This window comes from Streptomyces sp. NPDC037013, from assembly GCF_055607265.1.
On the sequence record NZ_JBVJRV010000007.1, the window covers coordinates 271845 to 297070 of the forward strand.

General features: G+C 72.8%; 18 protein-coding genes. 13 read left to right on the plus strand and 5 right to left on the minus strand.

Annotated elements, in window-relative coordinates; all coding sequences use genetic code 11:
• Positions 1–77: 77 nt before the first annotated feature.
• The 6 genes from ACZ7DY_RS26660 (at position 78) to ACZ7DY_RS26685 (ending at position 9256) form a co-directional block, all read left to right on the plus strand.
• Positions 78–1001 carry a MerR family transcriptional regulator gene (locus tag ACZ7DY_RS26660; protein ID WP_471139180.1) on the plus strand — a complete coding sequence of 308 codons (924 nt, stop codon included), beginning with the start codon at positions 78–80 and terminating at the stop codon, positions 999–1001.
• A 141-nt stretch (positions 1002–1142) separates the two neighbouring features.
• The gene (locus tag ACZ7DY_RS26665; protein ID WP_471139183.1) at positions 1143–2930 is read left to right on the plus strand and encodes a trypsin-like peptidase domain-containing protein; all 1788 of its coding nucleotides are present in this window, start codon (positions 1143–1145) and stop codon (positions 2928–2930) included.
• Positions 2927–5389: a tetratricopeptide repeat protein gene (locus ACZ7DY_RS26670; RefSeq protein WP_471139185.1), complete on the plus strand. Its 2463-nt coding sequence runs from the start codon at positions 2927–2929 to the stop codon at positions 5387–5389. The genes ACZ7DY_RS26665 and ACZ7DY_RS26670 overlap by 4 nt, the downstream gene beginning before the upstream one ends.
• A complete protein-coding gene (locus ACZ7DY_RS26675) occupies positions 5338–6801 on the plus strand; it encodes a VWA domain-containing protein (RefSeq protein ID WP_471139188.1) in 1464 nt (487 codons plus the stop codon). Before ACZ7DY_RS26670 ends, ACZ7DY_RS26675 begins: the two co-directional genes overlap by 52 nt.
• On the plus strand, positions 6798–7970 hold the full coding sequence (locus ACZ7DY_RS26680; RefSeq protein ID WP_471139190.1) for a hypothetical protein: 1173 nt from the start codon (positions 6798–6800) through the stop codon (positions 7968–7970). Before ACZ7DY_RS26675 ends, ACZ7DY_RS26680 begins: the two co-directional genes overlap by 4 nt.
• Entirely contained in the window at positions 7967–9256 is a 1290-nt protein-coding gene (locus ACZ7DY_RS26685; protein WP_471139193.1) for an extracellular solute-binding protein, read from the plus strand. The genes ACZ7DY_RS26680 and ACZ7DY_RS26685 overlap by 4 nt, the downstream gene beginning before the upstream one ends.
• A 9-nt stretch (positions 9257–9265) precedes the next feature.
• Here the strand turns inward: ACZ7DY_RS26685 and ACZ7DY_RS26690 are convergent, their stop codons facing one another.
• Both ACZ7DY_RS26690 and ACZ7DY_RS26695 read right to left on the minus strand, forming a co-directional pair.
• Positions 9266–11113, minus strand: coding sequence for a glycosyltransferase family 87 protein (locus tag ACZ7DY_RS26690; protein WP_471139196.1), 1848 nt, complete (start codon positions 11111–11113; stop codon positions 9266–9268).
• Between the two features lie 188 nt (positions 11114–11301).
• Positions 11302–13821, minus strand: a complete 2520-nt coding sequence (locus ACZ7DY_RS26695; RefSeq protein ID WP_471139198.1) for a D-alanyl-D-alanine carboxypeptidase — start codon at positions 13819–13821, stop codon at positions 11302–11304.
• A gap of 185 nt (positions 13822–14006) precedes the next feature.
• Here ACZ7DY_RS26695 and ACZ7DY_RS26700 point away from each other — a divergent pair, with 185 nt between their 5' ends.
• The 3 genes from ACZ7DY_RS26700 (at position 14007) to ACZ7DY_RS26710 (ending at position 16347) form a co-directional block, all read left to right on the plus strand.
• On the plus strand, positions 14007–14771 hold the full coding sequence (locus ACZ7DY_RS26700) for a GOLPH3/VPS74 family protein (RefSeq protein WP_150169050.1): 765 nt from the start codon (positions 14007–14009) through the stop codon (positions 14769–14771).
• A gap of 282 nt (positions 14772–15053) precedes the next feature.
• Positions 15054–15911: a helix-turn-helix domain-containing protein gene (locus ACZ7DY_RS26705; RefSeq protein WP_471139200.1), complete on the plus strand. Its 858-nt coding sequence runs from the start codon at positions 15054–15056 to the stop codon at positions 15909–15911.
• 226 nt (positions 15912–16137) lie between these two features.
• Positions 16138–16347 (plus strand): DUF397 domain-containing protein, encoded by a 210-nt coding sequence (locus ACZ7DY_RS26710; RefSeq protein ID WP_471139202.1) that lies wholly within the window; start codon positions 16138–16140, stop codon positions 16345–16347.
• Between the two features lie 130 nt (positions 16348–16477).
• Here ACZ7DY_RS26710 and ACZ7DY_RS26715 read toward each other — a convergent pair whose 3' ends face one another.
• Positions 16478–17332, minus strand: coding sequence for a hypothetical protein (locus ACZ7DY_RS26715; RefSeq protein ID WP_471139204.1), 855 nt, complete (start codon positions 17330–17332; stop codon positions 16478–16480).
• Between the two features lie 89 nt (positions 17333–17421).
• Between ACZ7DY_RS26715 and ACZ7DY_RS26720 the strand changes: the two genes are divergently transcribed.
• Positions 17422–18216: an SDR family oxidoreductase gene (locus ACZ7DY_RS26720; protein ID WP_471139205.1), complete on the plus strand. Its 795-nt coding sequence runs from the start codon at positions 17422–17424 to the stop codon at positions 18214–18216.
• Between the two features lie 275 nt (positions 18217–18491).
• On the plus strand, positions 18492–20063 hold the full coding sequence (locus tag ACZ7DY_RS26725; protein ID WP_471139207.1) for a sodium:solute symporter family protein: 1572 nt from the start codon (positions 18492–18494) through the stop codon (positions 20061–20063).
• Between the two features lie 160 nt (positions 20064–20223).
• Here ACZ7DY_RS26725 and ACZ7DY_RS26730 read toward each other — a convergent pair whose 3' ends face one another.
• Positions 20224–21708 (minus strand): MFS transporter, encoded by a 1485-nt coding sequence (locus ACZ7DY_RS26730; RefSeq protein ID WP_471139208.1) that lies wholly within the window; start codon positions 21706–21708, stop codon positions 20224–20226.
• 142 nt (positions 21709–21850) lie between these two features.
• Here ACZ7DY_RS26730 and ACZ7DY_RS26735 point away from each other — a divergent pair, with 142 nt between their 5' ends.
• Entirely contained in the window at positions 21851–22297 is a 447-nt protein-coding gene (locus tag ACZ7DY_RS26735; protein ID WP_471139211.1) for a MarR family winged helix-turn-helix transcriptional regulator, read from the plus strand.
• A gap of 4 nt (positions 22298–22301) precedes the next feature.
• On the opposite strand, the gene ACZ7DY_RS26740 is transcribed toward ACZ7DY_RS26735, so the two are convergent.
• On the minus strand, positions 22302–23420 hold the full coding sequence (locus ACZ7DY_RS26740; RefSeq protein WP_471139213.1) for an ADP-ribosylglycohydrolase family protein: 1119 nt from the start codon (positions 23418–23420) through the stop codon (positions 22302–22304).
• Positions 23421–23785: 365 nt separating this feature from the next.
• On the opposite strand from ACZ7DY_RS26740, the gene ACZ7DY_RS26745 reads away from it, so the two are divergent.
• The gene (locus ACZ7DY_RS26745) at positions 23786–25195 is read left to right on the plus strand and encodes an FG-GAP-like repeat-containing protein (protein WP_471139216.1); all 1410 of its coding nucleotides are present in this window, start codon (positions 23786–23788) and stop codon (positions 25193–25195) included.
• Positions 25196–25226: the final 31 nt, after the last annotated feature.

Here is a 25226-nt window from a genome sequence, read left to right on the forward strand (position 1 = left end):
ACGGGCCGCGGCGGATGGGCGTTGACCTTGACCCTGGGGCAGAGTCCATCGTCCGTGCCATCGGGCCGACCGGCCCGGTGACGGAGGATGACCCCGTGAACGTGGAACCAGGACGGCCCGCGCGTGCGGACGACGGATTGCTCTCCATCGGGGAGTTCGCCGCCCGCGCCAGGCTCTCGCCGAAGGCACTGCGGCTGTACGACCGGCTGGGGCTGCTGTCGCCCGCTCATGTGGACGAGGCCAGCGGGTACCGCTACTACCGGCCCCACCAGGTCGAGCGGGCCCGCACGGTCGCGCTGCTGCGCCGCCTCGACATGCCGCTCGCCGCGGTCGCCGAGGTCGTGGAGCTGGACGGGGAGCGGGCGGCGCGCTCGCTCGACGGCTACTGGGACCGGGTCGAGGAGCGCTTCGCCGAACAGCGGACGCTCGCGCGCTACCTCCGTGGACGACTGTCGGGAAGGAATGCCGAGTTGTACGCGACGTTCGAAGTGAAGACCGTGGACGTGCCGGAGCGGTACGTCATCAGTGAGACCAGGCACGTGCGCGCCGGCGAGCTGTCCTCCTGGATCGCCGCATCCGCCGAACGCCTGGAGCGGGCCGCGGCCGAGGAGTGCGGGGGCATCGCAGGACCGCACTTCGTCGCCTACCACGCGGAGGTGACCGAGGAGAGCGACGGGCCGGCCGAGTCGTGCGTGCCGGTCGAGGACGAGGCGGCCGCCCGCACCTGGGCGGCCCGGCAGGGGCGGTCCGCCGACGTCACCGTCCGCGTGGAGCCCGCGCACCGGCTCGCCTACACCAGGATCACCAAGGCGCAGGTCTCCTATCCGCAGATCATCGCGGCGTACGACGCCGTGGAGGCGTGGATCGGCGAGCAGGGGCTGACCGTCGCCGGGCCGTGCCGCGAGGTGTACTTCGTGGACTGGGCCGGGACGGGCCCCGACGACGAGGTGTGCGACGTGGCGTTCCCGGTCCGTCCGGCAACGGCCGGACCCGAGGCGTGAGGAGGCCGTAACCCCTGACCGGGGGGTTCCGGGCGCGCTCCCCGCGTGCTCCCTTCGCGCTCCCGCGCGCGGAGCCCCCCGCACCACCTCTTCCTGCGGCCCGGGAGCCTTCGGCGTCTCGCGGACCTATCCTGAGGAAGCATGGAGGGGGATGCGGCGACGGCGGACGGGGGCGTCAACTCTCCGATGGACCATTCGAGTTGGCGTGTCCGGCTGCGGCGGTGGGCGGCCTCGGGCAGCGGTGACGTGCTCGGCGCCGGGGTGCTGTTCGGCACCGACCGGGTGCTCACCTGCGCCCATGTGATCCGGGACCGGGCGACGGGGCTGCGGCCCGACCGCGTCCAGGTCGAGTTCCCGCTCCTGCAGGGCCTGGAGCGCACCCCGTACCGCACCGCGACCGTGGAGGCCGGGCACTGGGTGCCCGCTTTCGGCAAGGCGCAGGGCGACCTCGCGGTGCTCGTCCTGGACGCCCCCGCCCCCGTGGCGTCCCCCGTCACCCTGCACCGCACGCTCGACTACCGGGGCGCCACGGTCCTGATAGACGGCTTCCCCGAGTACCGGTCGGGCGGGCAGTGGCTGACCGGCGCCTGCCGGGGGCCCGGCGGCGAGGGCGACGAACGGGTCCAGGTCGACCTGACCGGCGCGGGCGCGGCGGCCGGCCCCGCGCGCCGGCTGCGGGGCGGGTTCAGCGGGGCGGGCGTACGGGAGGAGGGCACGGACCGGCTGCTCGGCATCCTGGCGCAGGCGGACGAGCGGGGCGAACACGGCTACATGATCCCGGCGGCCACCGTCGCCAAGTACTTCCGGCGGTTCGCCGAGCGGTACGTGACCGGGCCGCACGCCATCCCCGGCCACCGCGTCGTCTCCGCGGACGCGGCCCGCACGGCCCGCCCGCACGGCCTGCAGCGCACCGTCACCCGCTGGCTGAACGCCGAACCGCAGGCGTGGGACACCGAGGTCCTCTTCGTCGCCGAGGACGACGACCGGGCACGCCAGGCCCTGTACGTCGTCCTCAACATGGCCGACCGCGAACAGTCGCCCCAGCTCGCCGTGCACCCCGTCGAGGTGGGGGCGGGCGGCGGCGACTCCCTGCTGTCCCGGGCCGGCATCGCCCCACGGGTCGGCAGCATCGGCCTCGTCCTCGACCTGGAGGGCGCCGCCCTCGACGACCCCGACCAGCCGGAGCTGCGCGAGGCGCTCGCCGTACTCCGGCACGAACTGCGGCACGCGGGCCGGCACGCCACCGGGCGGCGCCGCCCGGCCGTCGCCGTGCTCTACGCCGACCGGTCCGTCACCGAACCGGCCGCCGCCGCCCGCGTCCTGGGTGAACTGGCCGACGCCGGCGCCCGGTTGCTCCTCGTGGTGCGATCCAGCACCCACGGCTTCACCTACGCCCTCGCCGAGCGGCTGCTGCCCGCCGAGCGCGCCGCGCAGTGGCTGCAGCGCATCGGCACCCGCGTCGACGCGCTCGCCGACACCGAACGCAGCGCCCGGCGCCTCTTCCACCGCGTCGAGCCGCACGTCGTCGACCCACCCGTCGCCACCGCCTACGCGGCGCGGGCCGCCCTGTGGACGGTGCAGCTCAGCAACGAACTGCGGCCGCTGACCGGACGCGGGGGCCCGCGCATCTTGGAGAAGCTCTCCTATGCCGAACAGGCCGTGGAGACCTACCTGTTACGGGCCGAGCGCGCCGAGAGCGAACTGCGCGCCCTGCTCGACGAGCACCTGCGGCTGCGCGCCCTGCTCCGCGACCACCTGGCCAGGCTCGCCCGGCGGGGCCTCGCCGAACACCCCGACGCGGTCGGCCCCTACCGCGAGGCGCAGCAGCTCCTGATGGCCGGACCGTGCCCGCTCCCCGACGCCGAGCGGGCCGTCACGGCGTTCGCCCGGGTGGTGCGGCGCCTCGCCGAGGCGGACGGTGACGCGTGACGACCGTCAAGTCCTGTCCGCACCCCGGCTGTTCGGGCACGGTCACGCCCACCGGTTACTGTCTGGCCAGCGGCGAGCGCGTCGACCCGCACACCGGACTGCACTCCGCCGCGCGCCGCCCCGCCACACCGGTCCTGCCGCCACCCGGCCCCGCCACGATCCGGGCGCCCGCCTCCGAGGAGCCGGAGTCCTCCCAGCACTGGATCGTCGAGCCGGGGCACGCCGCGGCCCCGCCGCGCCCCGCCCGCGTCGTCCTGCCGCCCGAGCACCCCGACCCGACCGTCCTGCCCGAGATCACCCTCCTGGACCGTGCGGACAGCAGGGCGGCCGACCCGGAAGGGCCCGCCTCGCTCGCCGCGCCCGACGGCCTGCCGCTGCCGCCCGGCACCCTGCTCGCCGGCCAGTACCGCCTGGTGCGCCCGCTCGGCTACGGCGGGATGGGCGAGGTCTGCCTCGCCCACGACACGAAGGTCGACGACCGCGCGGTCGCCGTGAAGATGCTCCACGCGGAGCTCGCCGCCGACTCCTACCGCCTCCTGGAGGGCGAGCGCAGAGAACTGGTGGAGCTGAACCACGACGGGTTCATCCGGGTATTCAACTACGGCCACCACGACGGCGTCGGCGACTTCCTCGTCCTGCAGTACGTCGACGGGCTCAACCTGGAGGAAGTGCGGACCCGCGCCCGCGAACACCCCGAGGAGTTCGGCGGCGCACGCTTCCCCGAGTTCGTGCTCGCGTACGGCGTGCGGATCCTGGCGGCCCTCGCGTATCTGCACGCACCCGAACGCGGCAAGGTGTACGGCGACCTGAAACCGCCCAACGTCATGCACGACGGCTCCACCACCAAACTCGTCGACGTCGGCAGCGTGCGCCGCGCGGGCGCGCCCGGCCTCACCACCGCCCTCTACCGCGCGCCCAGCGTCGGCGCCCGCGGCGAATCCGAGCCGCGGGACGACCTGTTCAGCCTCGGCGAGACGCTGCGCACCCTGTGCGGGATCGGCGCGACCCGCCACGACCTGGCCGGCCTCGCGGCGCTCGACCCGCTGAACGACGCCGCCGCCGGCCACCGCGGCCTCGGCATGGTCTCCCTCGCCAGAGTGCTGCGCCGCGCCACCCGCACCGGGCGCGCCGGCCGCTTCGCCACGGCCAGGGAGATGGACGACCAGCTGCGCGGCGTCTTCCGCGAACTGCGGTCGCTGCGCACCGGCGCGGAGACCTTCGAGCCCTCACCGCTCTTCCTGCAGTCCGCCCACGCCCTCGACGGCGGGCTCGGCGCCGCCCCCGAGGTGTCGCGCTGGGCGGCCCCGCCGTCGGCGCCCCGCCACCCCGCCCCCGCACCGCCGGAGGTGGCCCGCAGGCTGCCGGTGCCGCGCCCCGACCCGGACGACGACCACCACGGCGAGCTGAGCCGGCTCAGCGACGACGACCCCGAGGCGCTGCTCCAGCACACCGGCGACTGGCGGGACTCCCCCGAGGTGCATCTGCTGCGGTGCCGGCTGCGGCTGCGGACGGCACCGCGCACCGGCGACGGGCCGCTCACCGGCGCGGAGTCCGCGCTCGCCCTGGCCGAGGATGCCATAGGTCCGGCGAACGCCCCCTACGACTGGCGGCTCGACTGGCACCGCGGGCTGCTCGCGCTGGCCCGCTCCCGGGTGGCCGAGGCCCGCGGCCACTTCGACCGGGTCTACGGCGCCATTCCCGGCGAGTACGCGCCGAAGCTCGCCCTCGGCTACTGCGCCGAACGCCTTGGCCGCCTCCATGAGGCCCTGACGTTCTACGAGGCGGTGCGGCTGCGCAACCCGTCGCTGGGCAGCGCCGCGTTCGGCGCCGTCCGGGCGCGGCTCGCGCTCGGCGGCCCCGACGCGCTCACCGACGCCATCGCCGCGCTGGACGCGGTGCCGCAACACTCCCGGCACCGCACCGCCGCCCGCACGGCGGCCGTGCGCATCCGCGTCGACCACGCCCGGGACGCGGCGGGCCTCGGCGCGGCGGTGCGGGCGCTGGCCCAGCTGTTCTCCGCGCACGGCCTGACCGACGAACAGGCCCGGGTGCGGATGAAGGCCGAGGTGTGGGAAGCCGCCCACCGCCTCCTCCAAGGGGACGGACGGGCCGCGCCGGGACCCGGCCACGGCCCTTCGGACCCCGGCCCGGGGACGCCCCGCATGACCGCCGCCGAACTGCGCGGCCTCGCCGCGCGGGCCGACCCGCTGCTCGAATTCCCCGCGGACGACGACGCGTTGCGCACCGACCTGTCCCGCTTCTACCGGGGCCTCGCCCACCAGGCCGCGCGCGACGCCCCGGCCGCGGACGACGGCCCCGCGACACCCCTCGCCGAACTCCTCCTGGACCGCGCCTACGCGGTACGCCCCTTCGGCTTCCGGCACACCCGATCCGGCAAGGACATCCCATGGCTGGGCAAGAAGATCAGGAACCGGCCGCCTCGGTCGACCTCGAGGTGAGCCAGGTCGTCGAGCTGCCCCGGCCCCGCACGCCGGGCGCCGAGGAGGCGGCACGGATGTACGCGGTCCTCACCGTGACGGTCCGCAGACCCGGCGCCGGGCACGGGCCGCCCGCCGCCACCGGGCGGGAACCGGCCGCCGCACCCCGGCCCCGGCTCGCGGAGGTCCTGCTCATCGACCACTCCTCGTCGATGGTGCTGCCGCCCAGCCGTCTCGCCGCGGCCCGCGCGGCCGCCGTCAGCGCACTGGCCCGTATCCCGGACGGCTCGCTGTTCGCCCTGGTGGCGGGCGGCGACCGGGCCGCCATGATCTATCCCAGGCGCCCCGGTCTCGCCGTCGCGCACGCCGAGTCGCGGGCCGCCGCCGAGGCCGCCCTGCACGAGTGCACCCCGGGCGGCGGCACCGCGATGGGCACCTGGCTGGAGCGCGCCAGGCACCTCTTCCGCGAACTGCCCGAGACCGGCACCGTCGACGGCGCCGACGGCTACGTACGCCACGCGCTGCTGCTCACCGACGGCAGGAACGAGCCCGGTTACGAGACGCGCGCGGAGCTGCGCGAGCGCGTCGAGCGGTGCGCGCGGGCGTTCGCCTGCGACGTCGTCGGCATCGGCGACGCCTGGGAGACCGAGGAACTCCTCCTGATCGCGCGGTCGTTGGGCGGCCGCACCCGCGCCGTGGCGGACCTGACCCGGCTGCCGGGCGAGCTGGCCGCGCTCACCGACCGGGCCGCCGACCGCGACGTCACCGGCCTGCGCCTGCGCCTCTATCACCGCGCCGGGGTCCGCCCGCACTCCTTCGAGCAGGTCCACCCGGTGCGGGTCGCGCTCACCCCCGACCACGTCGACCTGTCCGGCGTCGGCACGGGCGCGGGCGGCCCCGTCGAGGAGTACCGGCTCGGTCCGTGCGGCGAGGAGACCCGCGCCTACCTCCTCTGCGTCGGCGCGCCCTACGACCCCGCCCAGCTCGGCAAGGAGCTCCTGCTCACCGAGGTCGAGCTCGACGCCGAAGGGTCCGCACCCCCGCGGCTGCCCGTCCCGCAGCCCGTCCTGGTGCGCTGGACCGACGACCCCGACCTCTACAGCCGCCTGGACCCCCAGGTCGCCCATTACCGGCACGAGGAGGAGCTGCACCGCACCTTCGAGGAGGCCTGCGCGGAGCTGAAGGACGGCAGGCACGCGGCGGCCGAGACCCTGCTCGGCACGGCCTGGCGGCTGGCCGCCGAGGCGGGCGACACGGCCATGCAGGAGCATCTGCGCCGCCTCGTCCGCGTCCGCGATCCGGCGCGCGGCACCGTCGAACTCCGCGAGCGGATCGCCAAGTTCGACGTGGAGGCGGCCCGCATCCAGTCGAGCGCGACCGTCCTGCCCGGCGCCGTCCCGCCGGGTGCCCGGCGGGCGGGGGGCACCCCGTGAGGGGGCTGTGGCGCGCCCTGCGGCAGAGCGCCGCCGACACGCTGCGCGCGGCACGCCGGTACGTGTGGCCCGCGCCGCTCGCCGAACACCCGCGCAACCGCGCCTACTTGCGCGACCGTCTCGTCGCCCTGCCGCTGCTCACCGTCGTCGCGGCCGCCGCGTTCGGCTGGGCCTACGCCGACGTGCGCGAGGACTCCGCGGCCCTGCGCGACAGCTTCGTCCCCGCCCTCGCCGGCCTGGCCGAGGCGGAGACGTCCCTGCGGATCGCGGACCGCGAGGCCGGGGAGAGCCTGGACGCCGGGGAGGCGGTCCGGCTCAGCGGCCTCGGCAAGCGGTACGACACGCGCACCACGCGGGCCGTGCAGCGCCTCAACCAGGTGGCCCGCAGCGGCGCCCTGACCACCGCCGAACGCCAGGAGCTCGACGTGGTCTCCGGCCTCGTCGTCGACTACGGCACCTGGATCGCCTTCGCGCAGAACAACGTCGGCGACCCCGCCCTGCGCGACGCCGGTCTCTCGTACGCCCGCAGCATGCTCTGCTCGGCACCCGCGACCGGGACCGGGAAGAAGACCGGCACCGACGGCTATCCGCCCTGCCGGCCCGGCACCGGCTCCGACGCGACCGCCGTCGTGGACCGCATCACCGCCCTGGAGAACCACCTGCGCGCCCGGCTCGCGGACCGGGCGGCGCTCGGTGCCCCCGCGATCGCCGCGGCCACCGTCGCCGCGCTCGCCCTCGCCCTCCTCACCTTCGGCCTGTGGCGCACCCAGCTCTTCCTCCACCACCGGCTGCACCTGCACGTCAGCCTGCCGCTCCTGACCGCCGCGGTGCCGCTGCTCGCCGTGCCGTTCCTGACCGCCGACGCCGTCCTCGCCCACCGGGCGCAGCAGCGCGTGGTGTCCGCCGCCCACGACCTGACCGGCCGCACCTCACCGGCGATCGAGTCGGCGGCCGACCAGCACCCCTTCGGCCACCGGAACCGGCTGCTCATCGCCTCCCTCGACGACCGCATGCACGAGGACCTGGCCGCGGGCCGCCTCGCGTCGCTGGACGGCGCCGCGCCGTGGGTGACCCCCGTCGGGCTCCTCGGGGCCGCCCTGACCGGGGCCACGCTCCACGCCTACCGCCGCGAGTACGTCCTCATCGCCCGCTCGGGAGCCGCCGCATGAACCGGTCGTACGCCGTGTTCCGCGCCGTCCTCGCGGCCTGCCTGATCGCCGTCACCGCCGTCACCGCGGGCGGCTGCGGGGGCGGGCGGCCCGAGACGCTCGTCGTCCTCGGCCCCTGGACGGGCCCCGAGGGCGAGGCCTTCGAGAAGATGCTGGGCCGTCTCGACGACGGCACCGGGAAGTCGTACACCTACCAGGGCACCCGCTCCCTGCGGGAGACGCTCGTCGCGCAGCTGGAGGCGGGCGACCCGCCGGACGTGGCGATCCTCAACAGCGTCGGCGAACTCACCGAGTACGCCCGCGCCGGGCGGCTGACCCCGCTCGGGCGTGCCGCGACCGCGCGCGCCTACCCGCCCTGGACCCTGCCGCTCCACGTGAACGGCGCGCGCCGCACCTACTGGGTGCCGCTGAAGGTCGACCTCAAGAGCCTGGTGTGGAGCGAGCGGAGGCACTCGGGCGGGACCCCGCGGTGGTGCGTGGGCCTCGCCTCGCAGGCGACGTCCGGCTGGCCCGGCACCGACTGGGTGGAGGACATCCTGCTGCACCGGGCGGGCCCCGCCGTGTACACGGAGTGGGCCACCGGGCGCCTCAGCTGGCACGATCCGCGCGTCCGCGACGCGTGGACGGCCTGGGCCGCGCTCCTCGGCGCCCGCTCCAAGGCGTCGGTCCACCAGTCGCTGACCACGTCGTACGAGGGCACGGCCGACCCGGCGAAGGGCGGCGGGCCGCGCGGTCTCCTCGGCTCCCTGACGCCCCGCTGCACCCACGAGCACCAGAGCGCCTTCATCCGCTACGTGTACGCGGGCCGCACGGTCCGCGTCGACCCCGCGGCGGGCTTCCTCGGCGGCCGGTCCGCGTACGACGGCGCCTATGAGGTGGCGGGCGACATGGCCGCGGTGTTCACCCGCGACCCGGACGCGCGCGCCCTCGTCGACCGCCTCTCCGGCAAGCGGGCCCGCACGCTCTGGCGGTCCGGGGCCAAGGAGGAGCTGCGGCCCCTCTTCCCCGACGCGACCGATCCGCAGCCCACCGACCCCACCGGCAGGCGGATCGCGACGATCCTCACCACCCGGGCGCGGACGCTCTGCTTCGACGCCTCGGACGTGATGGCGCCGAGCGTGCGCGACGCGTTCCACCGGGCCGTCCTGCAGTACTTCAGGAATCCGTCCGGCGACCGCCTCGACGAACTGCTCGGCCAGCTCGACACCGTGCGCGCGCAGGCCGCGGCGGACGCGGGCCCCGGGCAGCTGCCCAGGTCCGGGATCTGCGCGCCGCCGGGCGGCTGACCGGCCGCGTCAGCGGCGCATCTCCTCCGGGCAGGGCGTGCCGCGGGGCAGCTGGTAGGGCGAGCCGAGCCGGTAGGTGCCGGCCTTCGGGGCGAGCAGCTCGACCCACTCGTCGCCGTTGTGGTCCTCGGCCGCCTCCAGCAGACAGCCGTTGACGTTGTCGTACTCCCGGGGCCGGTGCTCGTCGTGCTCGCGCAGCCGCTTCGACTCCTCGGTCTCCCGCGGCCTGGCCACGCCCTTGCCCCGGGCGTCGACGACGCTCAGCCACGGCGAGTACGGGATGCGGATGGTGACGCGGCCCGGCTCCGTCACGCGCAGCCTCATCTCGCCCTGCTCGGCGCGTTCCACGACGGCGTGCGGTCCCGCGAGCGGGATCGGGTCGGTGACCTCGTACAGCTGCCAGTTGGAGTCGACCCACACCTGCTTCAGGTACGGCAGGCCGTCCGAGATGAGCTGCGTCTCGCGCTTGCCGCCGTCCCCGTCGGGTTCGCCCTTGGGGACCGCCACGTAGTGCACGGCCCAGCGCCGCAGCCACTCGTGGTAGTTCGCGGAGTTGAGGGTGTCGTCGTAGAAGAGCGGGTTGCGCTCCATGTCGGCCTGCCGGTTCCAGCCCCGGGCGAGCTGTACGTACGCGGGCAGCGCGGACGCCTCGCGGTGGCTGCGGGCCGGCACCACCTCGACGCGGCCCTTGGCTGCGCCCCGCTCCTTCAACTCGTGGACCAGGGGCGCGACCTCACGCGTCCAGGAGGCGTCGGAGCGCGTGTGCACGATGTCGTCGACGGCCTTGAACCCGATCCAGCCGGTGAAGCCGGCGAACGCCACCACGATCACGTACCACTTGCGGGACTTCGGCACGGTGTACGGCAGCGCGGCGAGCAGCGCGACGCCCGCGAAGGACATCGCGAGCCGCGAGATGTTGGAGCCGATCTGCGAGTTGATCAGCCAGACGCCGAGCACGAACGCCGCGTAGACGGCCGTCGTGATCCGCACGGTCTTCCACGCGTGCGGCACGGTGAAGTAGACGAGCGCGGCGAACAGCAGCGGCAGCGACGCCGAGCCGAACGACATCGGCTGGGTGCCGGAGAACGGGAAGAGCCAGGCGGACAGGCCCACGACGACGGCGGGCGCGAGACCCAGCGCGTACGCGCCCGGGTAGCGCTTGCTGAGGAAGAGCGCGACGGCGACGAGCCCGACGAAGAGCCCCGCCACCGGGCTTCCCATCGTCGCGAGCGCCGCGAACGGCGCGGCGACCAGCGCCTTCGCCCACCGCTTGTAACGCCAGCGGTAGGGCCAGCAGAAGACGGCGGCGACCGCCATGAGCGCGAACATCTGGCCGAGGCCGTACGTGACGCGTCCCGACACCGCGTTGCACAGCAGCGCGAAGACGCCCGCGACGGTGGGCCACAGCAGCCGCTTCACCGCGCGGCTGCGCATCAGGATCATCGTCAGCAGCGCCGCGGAGACGGTGCCCGCGATCATCATGGTGGTGCGCACGCCGAGCACCGACATCAGATACGGCGAGATGACGCTGTACGACACCGGGTGCATGCCGCCGTACCAGCCCAGGTTGTACGCCGACGCCGGGTGCCGCCCGACGAACTCGGCCCAGGCGTCCTGCGCCGCGAGGTCGCCGCCGCTGTTGGCGAAGACGAAGAACCAGACGACGTGCAGCACGGCCGCGGCCGCCGTCGTGATCGTCACCGGATGGCGCGCCACCCGCCGCGTCCACGGCTCGGCGGGCCCGTCCTCGGTGGCACGGCGCTGGGCCGGCAGCTGTATTCGCGCACCGGTGCGGCGTCCGCCGCCCGTGTCGGGCGCGGCGTCGTCGTCGGCGCGCGTCGGCTCCGCTGTGGCCACTGGAGGTTCTCCCCGTGTCGTCCGTGTTTCCGGAGTGCCCCGGGTCCGTGCCGGCGGGAGTCCGTCCCGGAACACCCGTCCTCGGCCCCGGCATACTGCCCCCCGAGTTTGTGACGCTAGCACGCAGGCGCGCAGGGAGGCCCGGGGTGGCCTCCCTGCGCGGGGTCCGGCGGCTTCGGTGCCGAACCTCAGCCGATGCGGGTCAGCTTGGCGCCGAGGCCCGGTTCGGCGAGGTCCCGCTGGAGCGCGACCGGCACCTCGACGGCGTCACCCTTGCCGTCACCGACGCTGAGCACGCCCACCTCGGTGCCCGCCTTCGCCGAGTGCGGCACGGGCTTGCCCTTCTCCTGGTCGAGCATCAGCTTCACCGTCAGACCGGACCAGCCCACCGCGGAGACGTCCTTGGTGGCGACGACCGGAGTCGTGCCGCCCAGACCGTCGTCGACCTGGCCGACGACGTCACCCTTCTTCACGATCGTCTTGGCCGTGAGAGCGTCCTGCCCGGCCGCGATCAGGTTCTTGGTGACCTCGGTGACCTTGTCGATGTTGGCGACGCCGTTGCTGCCGTACTGGCCGAGGGCGGCGCCGATGATCGTCTGCGTCTTGCCGCCGACCTTCTTCTCCGCGGCGAAGAGGATGTTGCCGCCGGCCGCGGTGGTGGTGCCGGTCTTGATGCCGATGGCGACGGTCGGGACGAGCTTGAAGAAGTTGGTCTGCTTCTCGTTGTTGAGGTCCATGTAGCTCGGCTGGCGGGAGATCTCGTTGAAGACGGGGTTCTCCATGGCCGCGCGGCCCAGCTTCACCAGGTCCTCGGCGGTCGACACGGTCGTCTTGTCCAGGCCGCTGGGGTCCGTGTAGTGGGTGTTCTTCATGCCCAGCTCCTTGGCGGTCTTGTTCATCTTCTCGACGAACGCGTCCTCCGAGGAGCTCTTGGTGTCCCACCGGGCGAGCAGCTTGGCGATGTTGTTGGCGGACGGCAGCATGACCGCCTGCAGCGCCTCGTACTCGCTGATCTTCTGGCCCTCGGTGACCTTGACGACCGACTCGTTCTCCGCCTTGCCGGTCTCGTAGTGCTTCTGCGCGGCGGCGTCGACCGGGATCTTCGGGCCGTCCTTGCCCTTCTCCAGCGGGTGGTCCCGCAGGATCAGGTAGACCGTCATGACCTTCGCGATGCTCGCGATCGGCACGGGCTTCTGCTCACCCGACGTACCGAACGTGCCGATGCCGTTGACGTCCATCGCGGCCTGGCCGTCGGCCGGCCACGGCACGTCGGGCTTGCCGCCCTCGAACTTCGCGGTCTCCTTCGCGGTCAGCTGCAGCGTGGGCGTCGGCAGCGGGCGCACGGCCTGTACGACTGCAAAGACGACCACCAGGAGCAGCACCAGCGGCGTCCAGATCTTGACCCGGCGCACGGCGGTGCGGACCGGGGTCTCCGGCGGCGGCGGGGTGTTGGTCAGCTCGGCGAGCAGGTCGATCGGCGGCTTCGGCGGCAGCGGCTGCTGCGTGGTCCGCTCGACCGGCGGGGGCACGGCGGGACCGGCCGGCGCGGACGCCGCACCGGCGGCAGCGGCGGCTCCGGCCGCGGGCCCGGCCTTGGAACCGGTCTTGGACCCGGCCTTGGACCCGGTGTCGGGTCCGGCCTCGGGTCCGCTCTTGGGCCGCGCGGACTCGGAGGGTCCGGCGGGGGTGGCCTTGGGGGCCGGCTTGGCCGAGGGCTGGTCGAGCGGCTTCAGGGCGACGAACTTGCTGGTCCGCTCGGCGTCCGTCTCGGGCTTTGCAGTGCCCTTTGCACTCTTGCCCTCGGCGTCATCGGCGTCCTCGGAGGCCTGCGCGCCCTTGGAGCCCTTCGCGCCCGTGTGGTCGCCCAGCTTGAGCATGGTGGTGGGCTGGTCGACGCCCTTGCCGGGCTTCTTCACGGGCGCCTTGGCGGCGGCCTCGGGGGGCAGCGCCTTGAAGACGGCGGTCGCCTGGTCGACCCCGGTCGCCTTGGCGTCGTCCTTGGCATCCGCGTCGGTGTCGGTGTCGGTGGCGTCCTCGGTCGGGGCGTCGTCCGCCGCCGGGGCCGCGTCCTTCACGGGCGCCTTCGCGGCGTCCTTCGGGGGCAGCGCCTTGAAGACAGCCGTGGCCCGGTCGACCCGGGCCGGTTCGGCGTCGTCCTCGGCCGGGGAGTCGTCGTCGGCCGGGGCGTCCGCCTTCGCGGCGTCGTCCTCCTCGGAGTCCTCCTCGGCGTCGTCCGCCGCAGAAGCGTCACTTCCCGGTGCCGCGGCGTCGGGCGCCGGCTCGTCCGAGGTCGCGACCCACGCCGCCACCGCGTTCCGCAGCCGCGCGTCACCGTTGGCCCCCGCCTTGGGAGCCTCCTCGGCCTGCTCCGATCCCTCGTCCGATTCCGCGTCCGATCCCGTGTCCGCGTCCGCGCCCTCATCGGAATCCGCAACCGAATCGGAACCTGAACCGGAATCCGACGCGGAGCCAGAACCCGAATCCGCGCCGTCGGAACCGGCCGCCGCTCCCTTGACGTCCTTCGTGGAGAAGACCGCGGTCGCGCTGTCCTCCCGAACCTGCGGCGTCTCGCGGGTCATCGCGAGGCGCGGGTCCCGTTCCTCCGGCGACGGCTCAGAAGGATCCGCCGTAGTCGGGTTCCCCGACGACTTCCGCTGCTTCGACCTGTCGGGGGTCTCGCCCGCCACCGATGCCTCCTCGTACGCCATGCCGTAAGCCGAATCCGGCCGGACCCCACTGTCCGAACCGTGTACCAGTGTCCTGTGTGGGGGCTTAACCCCCGTGGTAGACGAGAACGACATACCTACTGGTTCCCGTACATCCCGCCCACGCGCTCTCGACAGACCAATGTGAGAGGGGTCACCCTGTCATTCATCCACGCGGGGAGGCATGGATGGGCAGGAGCCGCAGAACAATTCCGGAGGAGCTTCTGCTGCTCGCTTTGGACCCGGCCACGGGTACCACGGCGCAGCCGCAGTCGCTCGACCTCGGTCTGGCCGGAGCACAGCTAGTGGAGCTGGCGCTGGCCGGACGGATAGCCCCTGACGGGGATCGTATCGCCGTGGTGATGCCACGGCCGACCGGAGATCCGACTCTGGACTCCGCACTGGAACTGCTGCGCAGGCGCGGCAGCCCGGTTCGGGCCGTCCACTGGATCGGCGGGCCCCGGCTGGGGCTCCGCCAGACGTACCTCTCGCACCTGGAGCGGTGCGGCATGGTTCATGCCGTGGCGGGCCAGATGTGCGGGGTGCTGCCGACGACTCGCTACCAAGCGACGGACACGGCCATCAGCCGGGAAATCAGGTCCCGGCTCGATTCGGCGATCCGCACCGGTGTACCGCCGGACCCGCGGACCGCCGCGCTCGCCGCCCTGGCCCACGCGGTCGGACTCGGCAAGCATCTGTACCCCGGGAACGAGGGGCGTTCATCGCGCTCCCGGCTCCGGGATCTCATCAGGCACGACCCGATGGGCGGCCTCGTGGCACACGCCGTGATGGACGTCCAGAACGGCGTGGCGGCTCAGCCGCGCCGCAGCGCCGCACCGGCGGGCCCCACGGGGCCGGGCGGTGGCCGGCAGCCGGCGCGGGCGACGGCGGACCCCGGCGGGGTGCCCATGCAGCCGCGCCGCGGATCCATGGCGCGCGCCGTCGCTCACTGAGCACAGCGCCGTTCCGCACCACCATCACGTAACCGCTCGGCACCGCACGCACCAGCGCCGCGCGGGCGGCGGTACCGGACCGTCCGACGACGGCACTCCGGTACCACCGCCCCGCGCGGCAGCACACCTCGTGGCGCCGCGGAGCGGGAGCGCACCACCCCTGCACACCCGCCCCGACGTCCGCATATCCGCTGTTTCCCAGCGGTGCGCGCCCGGTTGGTGGCACTCTGCTGAGCGGTAGATACGCAAAGCAGAGGCAGGCAAGCCGGAGGTGCACGTCCCGTGGCGTCCAATGTCAATCCCACTGTCAGGCGACGCCGGTTGGGCCAGGAGCTCCGTCGGCTCCGCGAGCTCAAGGGCATGACGGCCGAGGAGGTCGCCGAGCGCCTGCTCGTCTCGCAGTCGAAGATCAGCCGGCTGGAGAACGGCCGCCGCTCCATCAGCCAGCGCGACGTCCGCGACCTGTGCGGTGTCTACGAGGTCGAGGACCACCGGGTCGTCGACTCCCTCATGCAGATGGCCAAGGACTCGCGCCAGCAGGGCTGGTGGCACTCCTTCGGCGACATCCCGTACAGCGTGTACATCGGTCTGGAGACGGACGCCGCGTCGCTGCGCGTCTACGATCCGCAGGTCGTCCCCGGTCTGCTGCAGACCCGCGCGTACGCCGAGGCGCTGATCACCGGCGCGCTCCCGGAGACCACGCCCACCGACATCGAGAAGCGCGTCCAGGTGCGCATGCGGCGCCAGGACCGCATCGCGGCGCCGGACAATCCGCTGCGGCTGTGGACCGTCCTCGACGAGTCGGCGCTGCGCCGCGTCGTCGGCTCCCGGCATCTGATGCGCGACCAGCTGGAGCACCTCGTCGAGAGGTCCCAACTGCCGCACGTGACCGTGCAGGTGATCCCCTTCGAGATGGGCGCGCACCCGGGGCTCAACGGCCAGTACGCGATCCTGGAGTTCCCCGACGCCGCCGATTCCAGCGTGGTCTACATCGAGGGCGTCACCAGCGACCTGTATCTGGAGAAGGCCAACGACGTCCAGCAGTACAGCGTCATGTACGAGCACCTGCGCGCCCAGGCACTCAACGTCGAGCAGTCCAGACAGCTCATCTCGCAGATCGCGAAGGAGTACGCCCGCTGAGCGGAGGAACGCTTCCGCAGGCCCCCGCGCGGGAAAAAGCCGCACGGTACACCCTTGTCGCATCGGCGCGGAAGACCCCTCTGGAATATGCCATCCGGTCGAGTGAACGATCCCTTCACGCCACGATGTTGGCGAGTAGCGTCATTCACGCCATCGAGCAAGAGCGTTGGCGTCACCGCGGTTCTGCGGCGACAGCTACTGGACGACTGGGAAAACCGGAGCAGACATGGCAATTCAGCAGGGTTCCTCGCACACCTGGGTCAAGTCCTCGTATTCCACCGGCAACGGCGCGTGTGTCGAGGTCAAGTCCCCGGTGAAGCAGGGCATTTCCGTGCGGGACTCGAAGGTCGTCGAGGGCCCGGTCCTCGCCTTCCCCGCCGATTCGTGGAACGCGTTCGTCGGCGAGGTGAGCAAGGGGGCTGCCGACCTCGCGTGAGACAGCAGGCAGCTCACCCGGCAGACCAGAGGAACAACCGCATAGACAGCACCGTATGAGCCCTCTCGACTGGCCCGCCGTCCCGGCCGAGGGGGCTCGGCCTCGTCACCACGGTCTCGTCCCCGCCGCCTCAGCGCAGCGCGTCGACGTAGGTGTCCGTCCCCGGCACGGTGGGGATGAACGGCGCCACCAGCTCCACGTGCCCGAGCCCCGACTCCGCAACGACCTCCTCCCGCCCCGCGAAATGCGCCTCCCAGCACTCCCGCGGATCCTCCTCCAGGAACCAGAGCAGCGTCAGCCGGGTGTCCACGCCCTCGACCTGCTTCACGTACGTCATCCGGTCCCCCGGCAGCGGCGTCGGCCGGAACAGCGTGACCATCGCGGCGGGCGCCGCCGCGCCCCCCGCCGGGGCGAGGGCCTTCGGCAGGTTCCTGGAGCGCAGCCATTCGAGGAGTTCGGCGCGCCGCTCCGGCCCGTCGGCGTCGATCACCTCGAGGACCAGGCCGCGGTAGGGGTGGTCCAGCGCGTGGAAGTCGCGCGGTCCGGCCGCGCCGTCCCGGTAGACGGTCGCCTCGTGGTCCTGGAAGGCGGTGAAGACATGGGTGCGGTCCCGGTAGACGCGGCCGTCGCGGTTGAGCCGCTTGTTGATGCCGACGGTCCACTTCATGTGGTCGTCGTAGCGGCCCTCGGTCACCCAGTATGTGGAGAGGTAGCACCCGGCGGTGACGGGCTCGGCGACGGCTGACTCGGCGGGGCGGCGCAGGAGCTGGAGTTCGCGCGTGGCCACCCAGCGGCGCCCCGCGTACATCCAGGGCATGGCCATCGCGCCGGCGTAGTAGTGGTCGTCCTCGTACCAGCGGTTGTAGGCGTACTCGTGTCCCGGGTGCGGCTCGACCATGGTGATCAGGGCGTGCCCCGGGTGGACGCCGTAGGGCCCGACGGCGGCCAGCTCGGCGTAGACGTCGCTGCGGGTCTCCTCGCTCATGCCTCTCCCCTGCCTCCCTCTTCCTTCCTGCGGTGGACGACCATACTCTGACGCCCCGTCAGGAAAACTGCCAGAGCCGGGAGGCGCCCATGCCGTCGTCGCTCCTCGAGTCAAAGACCGTCGTCGTCTCGGGCGTCGGCGCCGGGCTCGGCCACCAGGTGGCGGCGGCCGTCGTGCGCGACGGCGGCAACGCGGCCCTCGGCGCGCGCACGGAGGCGAACCTCGCCAAGAGTGCCGCCGAGATCGACCCGGGCGGCACCCGCACCGCGTACCGCCCCACCGACATCACCGACGAACAGCAGTGCCGCGACCTCGCCGGGCTGGCCGTCGAGCGCTTCGGCGCGATCGACGCCGTCGTCCATGTCGCCGCCTGGGACAGCCTCTTCGGCGGTCTGGAGGACGCGGACTTCGAGACCTGGCGGCAGGTAGTCGACGTCAACCTGCTCGGCACCCTGCGCATGACGCGGGCCTGTCTGCCCGCGCTGCGGGAACGGCGCGGCGGTTCGGTGGTCTTCATCGGCACCCAGTCGGCGATCGCCGCCCCCTCCCAGGTGCGGCAGGCCGCGTACGCGGCGTCGAAGGGCGCGCTGACCTCCGCGATGTACTCGCTGGCACACGAGCTGGGGCCGGACCGGATCCGCGTCAACACCGTGCTGCCGGGGTGGATGTGGGGCCCGCCGGTCGAGGCGTACGTGCAGTTCACCGCGCACACCGAAGGCGTACCGGAGGCGGAGGTACGGGACCGCCTCGCCTGCCGCATGGCCCTGCCGGACCTCGCGTCGGACGGGGACGTGGCGGACGCGGTGGTGTTCCTCGCCTCCGACCGGGCACGGGCGATCACCGGACAGTCGCTGCTGGTGAACGCGGGAGAGATCATGCGCTGAGCCGCGCCCACCAGGACCCCGGAGCCGTACGGGAATCAACTCCCGTACGGCTTCCGCGTGTTCCGGGGCAGGCCTCGCAGTGGTCACATCCATGAACACAGGTCAGCGAACAGAACGATTTTACTCGCTCTTGACCTCGCGGGCGGTTGTCGGCGACCTGCGCCCGAACCCACGATGAGCGGGCACTTCCGGGCCACTCCCGGTCCCGCGGGCCGCTCCTGGCGAAGTGCGAGCCAGTTATGCGCAGTTCACCAGGCGGACCCCTGGAGGGCCACATGAACAGTCTCGACTGGGCCGTGCTCATCGGCTACTTCGGCGTGATGGTCGCGATCGGCCTGTGGTCCCACAAGCGGGTCGACGACGTCAGCGACTTCTTCACCGCCGGCGGGAAGATGCCCTGGTGGCTCTCGGGCATCTCGCACCACATGTCCGGCTACAGCGCGGTGATGTTCACCGGGTACGCGGGGATCGCGTACACCTACGGCGTGACGTCCTTCGTCACCTGGTCCTTCCCCATCGCCCTCGGCATCGCCATCGGCGCCCGGCTCTTCGCCCCCCGCATCAACCGGCTGCGCTCACGGCTGCACGTCGCCTCACCGCTGGAGTACCTGAAGAACCGCTACAACCTCGGCACCCAACAGGCACTCGCCTGGTCCGGCATGCTCCTCAAGATCGTGGACGTGGGCGCCAAGTGGGCCGCCATCGCGACCCTGCTCTCCGTCTTCACCGGCGTCTCGCTCAACCAGGGCATTCTCATCACCGGCGTGATCACCGCGATCTACTGCACCATCGGCGGCCTGTGGGCCGACGCCCTGACCGAGCTGGGCCAGTTCATCATCCAACTCCTCGCCGGTGTCGCCATGTTCGTCGCGGTCGTCGCCAAGCTCGGCCCGCACGGCGGCTTCTTCGGCGTCTGGGACGAGCCGGAACTCGCCGGCCACGGAAAGCCGCTGGTCGGCCCGTACGGCACGGTCTTCCTGCTGGCGTTCCTCTTCATCAAGCTCTTCGAGTACAACGGCGGCATGCTCAACCAGGCGCAGCGCTACATGGCGACCGCCGACGCCAAGCAGGCCGCCCGCTCCGCGCGGCTCTCCGCCGCCCTCTGGCTGGTGTGGCCGGTCGTCCTCTTCTTCCCCATGTGGATGTCGCCGCTGCTCGTCGACGCCAAGAAGCCCGACGGCTCGGACGCGTACGCCCTGATGACCGAACAGCTGCTGCCGCACGGGCTGCTGGGCCTGGTCATCGTCGGATTCTTCTCGCACACCATGGCCATGTGCTCCTCCGACGCCAACGCGATCGCCGCGGTCTTCACCCGGGACGTGGCGCCCGCGTTCTCCGCCAGGGCGCGGGGCTGGACCGAACAGAGGGGGCTGGTCGCCGCGCGACTGACCACGGTGGTCTTCCTGGGGCTCTCCATGGCGGTCGCCACGCAGGTCAACTCCCCGGCCTTCAAGGACATCATCACGGTCGTCATCAAGTGGGTGGCCGGGCTGATGGGGCCGATCGCGATCCCGATGATGCTGGGGCTGCTGCGTACGTTCCGCAAGTCCGGGCCGACCGCGGCGCTGACCAGCTGGGGGCTCGGCCTCGTCGCCTTCTACCTGGTCAACTACCCCATCGACGAAGCGGTCGAGGGCGGTGTCGCGCTCCAGTACCAGGTCTCCGTCCCGCTGGCCGTCTCGCTCGTCCTCTTCGTCGTCGTCGGCTGGGTGAAGCCGGAGGACACCCCGGAGCGGGACGCGCTCATCGAGCGGCTCAACACGGACGACGACGGTTCCGGTGCAGCCGTTGTGCCCACTCCTGCGCAGCCGCACGGTGACGCGGTGGCGCTGCCCGTGAAGGACTGACATACGCGAACGGGGGGGGCGCCGTGCCCCGTAGGGGCGCGGGGAACTGCGCGCTCAGCACGCGAAGAGCCGCAGTCGCGTCTGCGGGGATCCCGGCAGACGCGGCCGCGGCTCTTCTTTGGTAGCTCGCGCAGTTCCCCGCGCCCCTTACGGGGCGCGGTCAGACACCCGCGCGCTCCGGCACGGCCGGGGTCACCGGGAGCGGGCTCGGCGTGCGCGGGGCGTGCCGGGCGGTGAGGCCGACCAGGGCGACGGCCACCACCAGGACGAAGGCGGCGCCGGCGATGGCGAAGCTCAGCGTGAACTGGCTCTCCTGCGGCAGGGCGGGCATGCCCTTGGGCAGCGGGATGGTCTTCGACGCGAGCAGCGACGTGATCATCGCGCTGGCGACGGCGCTGCCGACCGAGCGGGAGATGGAGTTGATGCCGTTGGCGATGCCGGTCTGGTGGGCCGGGACGCTGGCCACGATGAGGGCCGGCATCGAGGCGTAACCGAAGCTGATCGCGAGGCCGATGACCATGCCCGCGCCGATCACGGAGGCGCTGGTGCCGTGCGCCAGGGTCAGCCAGGCGAAGCCGAGCACGCCGAAGGCGGCGCCGATCGCGAGGGTGAAGCGGGCGCCGATCCGGCGGACCAGGATGCCGCCGAACTGCGCGCCGAGGAGCGAGACGACGGTGGTCGGGAGCAGGTAGACGACGGAGGCGCCGAGCACCGAGGCCCCGAAGCCGTACCCGGCCACGCTCTCGGGCATCTGCACGAGGTACGAGACGCCGATGAACTGGGCGAACATCGCGAAGCCGAGCAGCAGTCCGGCCAGGTTGGTGAAGAGGACGGGCCGGTGGGCGAACATCTTCATGTCCACCATCGGCTCCTTGACCTTCAGCTCCGTCAGGACCCAGACGCCCACCATGACGACGGCGCCGGCGAAGGAGCCGAGGGTGCGGCCGGAGGTCCAGCCCCACTCGTGGCCCTGCGAGATCGGCAGGAGCAGCAGGACGAGCAGCAGCGCCAGCGCCCCGGCGCCCAGCCAGTCGGTGCGTCCGCCGGTCTTGGAGCGCGATGCCGGCACCGCGAAGATCACGCCGACGAGGGCGAGGACGGCGAGGACGACCGCGAGCCAGAACACCCGGTGGTAGTCGGGGTCGGAGCCCTGGGTCAGCAGGCCGGCGCCGACCAGGGCGAGACCGCTGCCGAAGGCCAGGGTGCCGCTGACCAGCGCCATGGCGCCGTGCAGCTTCTCGGGCCTGATCTCCTCGCGGAGCACGGAGAGCGCGAGCGGGAAGATCGCGGTGGCCGCGCCCTGCATGATGCGGCCGACGATCAGCCAGGTCAGGGAGGTCGTGGTGGCGGCGAGCACGGAGCCCGCGATCATCACGAGCAGCACGCCGATCAGGGTGGGCTTCTTGCCGTGCTGGTCGCCGAAGCGGCCGAGCAGCGGGGTGAAGACGGCGGCCGAGAGCAGGGTGGCGGTGGTCACCCAGCTGACGCCTGCCGTGGTGGCGTCCAGGTCGTTCTGGATGATCGACAGGATCGGGACGACCAGCGTCTGCATCATCGAGACGACCATGGCGGCGAGGCCGAGCACCAGGACGACCGCGGTCTGTCCGGTGGGTTTCGGCGTGGCCGCGTGCTGTGCGTGGGACACGGTGACTTCTTCTCTCCGGCTGCCCGAGCGGCTGCCCGAGCGACTACTTAAGGACCTCGATACTTGAGTACTTCAAGTAACGTAGAAGAAGGTAAGCCTCAATAGTTGAGAACGTCAAGTTTTATGGCGTAAGGTGGCTCACATGTCTGGAACCCCACGCGTCGACACGGCGCGGCTCATGGAGCTGCTCGCGGTGTCGCTAGGTGCCTACTACGGGGACTTCACGGAAGCGGCGGCGCGCGAGAACCTCACCGCGAGCCAGGGGAAGACGCTCAGCGTGCTGCGCCGCGGCCCCGCCGCGATGCGCGTCCTCGCCCGGACGCTCGCCTGCGACGCGTCGAACATGACGGGGATCATCGACCGGCTGGAGAAGCGCGGCCTGGTGCACCGGGAGCCGAGCCCCACGGACCGCCGCGTCAAGAACGTGCTCATCACGCCCGACGGCGAGCGGGCCGTCGACGCGATCCGCGCCAGCATGCACACCACACTGGCCGGCCTCGAAGCGCTGACCGACGACGAGCGCGCCACCCTCCACGACCTGCTGAGCCGCACCTTCCCGGCCCAGGACACCGCGGAAGCGGCGCACTAGCGCGTCAGGCCCGCGGGTAGCGGGTCAGCCATCCCGGCGAGGAGAGCGCGGGGCCGTGCAGCGCCGGGCCCTGCGTCATCTCCATCGCGAAGTCGTCCGCGAGCTCCAGGACGGTGGGCCGCCCCTCCAGCTCGGTGAGCCACGCGGGCGGCAGCGCGGTCTCCCCGTGCAGCGCGCCGAGCAGCGCCCCGCACAGGGCGCCGCACGCGGCCGAAGGGCCACCCTGGTTGACGGCGAGCCGCAGCCCGTGCCGGATGTCCTCGCCGACCAGGGCGCAGTACACGGCGGCCGCGAGCGCCCCCTCCGCCGTACCGTCCGCGGCGAGTTCCTCGACCCGGGCCGGCGTGGGCAGGCCCTGCCGTACGGCGCCCAGCGCGTGCCGCAGCGCGTCCGTGACGGGCTGGTGGCCGGGGCGGGCGGCGAGCAGGGCCAGACACCGCTGGACGGCGCCGTCCAAAGACTCCCCGCGGGCGAGCCCGTGCACGATGACGGTGTGCGCGCCGGCCGCCAGATAGGCGGTGGGGTGGCCGTGGGTCTGGACGGCGCACTCGACGGCGAGCTGCAGCACGAGCTGGGGCTCCCAGCCGACGAGGAGACCGAAGGGCGCGGACCTGACGGCGGCGCCGGGGCCGCGCTCACCGGGGTTCTTGGGGACGTCGAGGGTGCCCATGACGTCGTTGCCGAGCCCGAGGAGGCAGGCGCGGGGCGGGTTGCGCCGCGCGTACAGCCACTCCTCGCGGGCCAGCCAGCCGTCCTCCTTGCGCCGCTCGTCCGGGCCCCAGTCGCTCTGCGTCGCGGCCCAGCGGCGGTAGGCGCGGTGCAGGTCGGTCGGCGGGTGCCAGGCGCCGGTGTCGCGGCGCACCTGGGCGCGGATGAGTCCGTCGACGGTGAAGAGGGCGAGCTGGGTGGCGGCGGTGACGGCGCCGAGTCTGCCGTGCGCCGGTGCGGGGCCGGTGAGCCCATCGACGCCGTGCGCCTCGCGTATCGCGTCCAGGGAGAGGCCGTCGACGGGCGCCCCCAGGGCGTCGCCCACGGCGGCCCCGAGGAGGGTGCCGCGCACCCGGCTGCGGAAGTCCTGCTGCTCGGCGCGGCCCCAGACACCGGTGGCTGCTGCAGTGCCCACCGGACCCCCTTCCGTGCCTCGAACGTCTCCTCGGCCGGTAGCGACTTTGCAGCACTGTAATCGACCGCGAACGATCGGTTCAGGTGCCAAGTGGTATGCGAAGAGTCGCCCGTGAGGCGGCTTTTTGGACGACGTTCACGGGAGCTTCGCAGCTGTTACGGAACACATCCACGGGAAATAGGTGCAACCGCCAACGTCACATCAACGTCCTGACAAACGGAGCCAGTTGAGTCGCACGGGGAAGTGAACGGCGTCCGGCCGCGAAACGACCCGCACGCGCACCGCGGATGCCATCGCGGTGTACAACCATTCCCCCCGACCGCTTGTCTCCCCATATGCCACAGAATTTCCCACCAGGAGGACCAGTGCGCCGCAGTCTCATCACCGCCGTGGCAGTCGCCTCGCTCACGGCACCGCTCGCTCTGTTCGCCACCGGTTCCGCGTCGGCCGCGCCCCTGCCGCCGAAGAAGCCGGTCACCGACTTCAACAGGGACGGGTACGCGGACCTCGCCATATCGGCCCCCGGCAACTACGACAACGATGTCCCCGGCAGCGTCTCCGTCGTGTACGGCTCGGCCAACGGTCCGGACAAGGCGCACGCCGTCACCATCAGCCGTGACACGGCCGGCGTGCCCGGTTCCGCCGCGGACGGCGGCCACTTCGGCAACCACACCGCCGCCGCCGACCTCGACGGCGACGGCTACACCGACCTCGTCGTCAACGGCGGCGAGAAGGCCGTCGTCCTGTGGGGCTCCGCCCAGGGCCTCAGCGGCACGGGCAGCGTCGAGCTGAACTCGAACGGCGCGCGCGTCGCCGCCGGTGACTTCAACGGCGACGGCAAGCGGGACCTGGTGACGTCCGAGTACCCGGCGCCCGAGGACCCGATGGACAACGACGACGCCGGCATGACCATCGCGTACGGCCCGTTCCAGCGGGACGGGAAGCCCGCGAGCACCCAGCCGGTCGTCACGAGCCAGACCTTCGGCCCCGGCGACTTCGTCACGGGTGACGTGACCGGCGACGGCATCGACGACATCGTCTCCAGCCACGGCTTCGAGGAGATGGCCCACAAGAGCCAGCTGTGGAAGGGCGGCAAGGACGGGGTGGCCACCACCTCGCAGAAGTTCGCGCCCTCCCTCGGCGGCGCGATCGCGGACATCGACGGCGACGGCTACGGCGACTTCGTCACCCGCGACATCGGCTCCAACTTCGAGGACATGCCGTACCAGAAGGGCACCGTCCTGGTCCGCTACGGTTCGGCGGACGGCTTCACGGACCGCACCACGAAGATCACCCAGGACACCGCGGGCGTCCCCGGCGCCGGTGAGGACGGCGACGAGTTCGGCGCCTCCATCAGCGCGGGCGACGTGAACGGCGACGGCTTCGCCGACGTGGCCGTCGGTGTCCCCGGCGAGGACATCGAGACCACCGCCGACGCCGGCAGCGTCGTCCTCCTCAAGGGCTCCCGCACCGGCCTGACCGGCACCGGCTCGCAGGCCTTCGACCAGTCCAAGCCCGGTGTCCCCGGCGCCTCCGAGAAGAGCGACAAGTTCGGCGCCCACGTCCTGCTTTCGGACCCGAACAAGGACGGCAAGGCCGACCTGACGGTGGCCGCGCCCGAGGAGGACGGCGACGCCGCGAACACCGGCGCCGTCTGGCACCTGCGCGGTTCCGCGAGCGGTCTGACCGTCACGGGCATCGACTCCTTCGGCCCGGCGGCCGTCCACGCCCCGGCCGGGGCCGGCGTCCGCTTCGGTGACGGCCTGGCCGGCTGACACCCGGGGCCGGGGCGGGGGGAACGTTCCC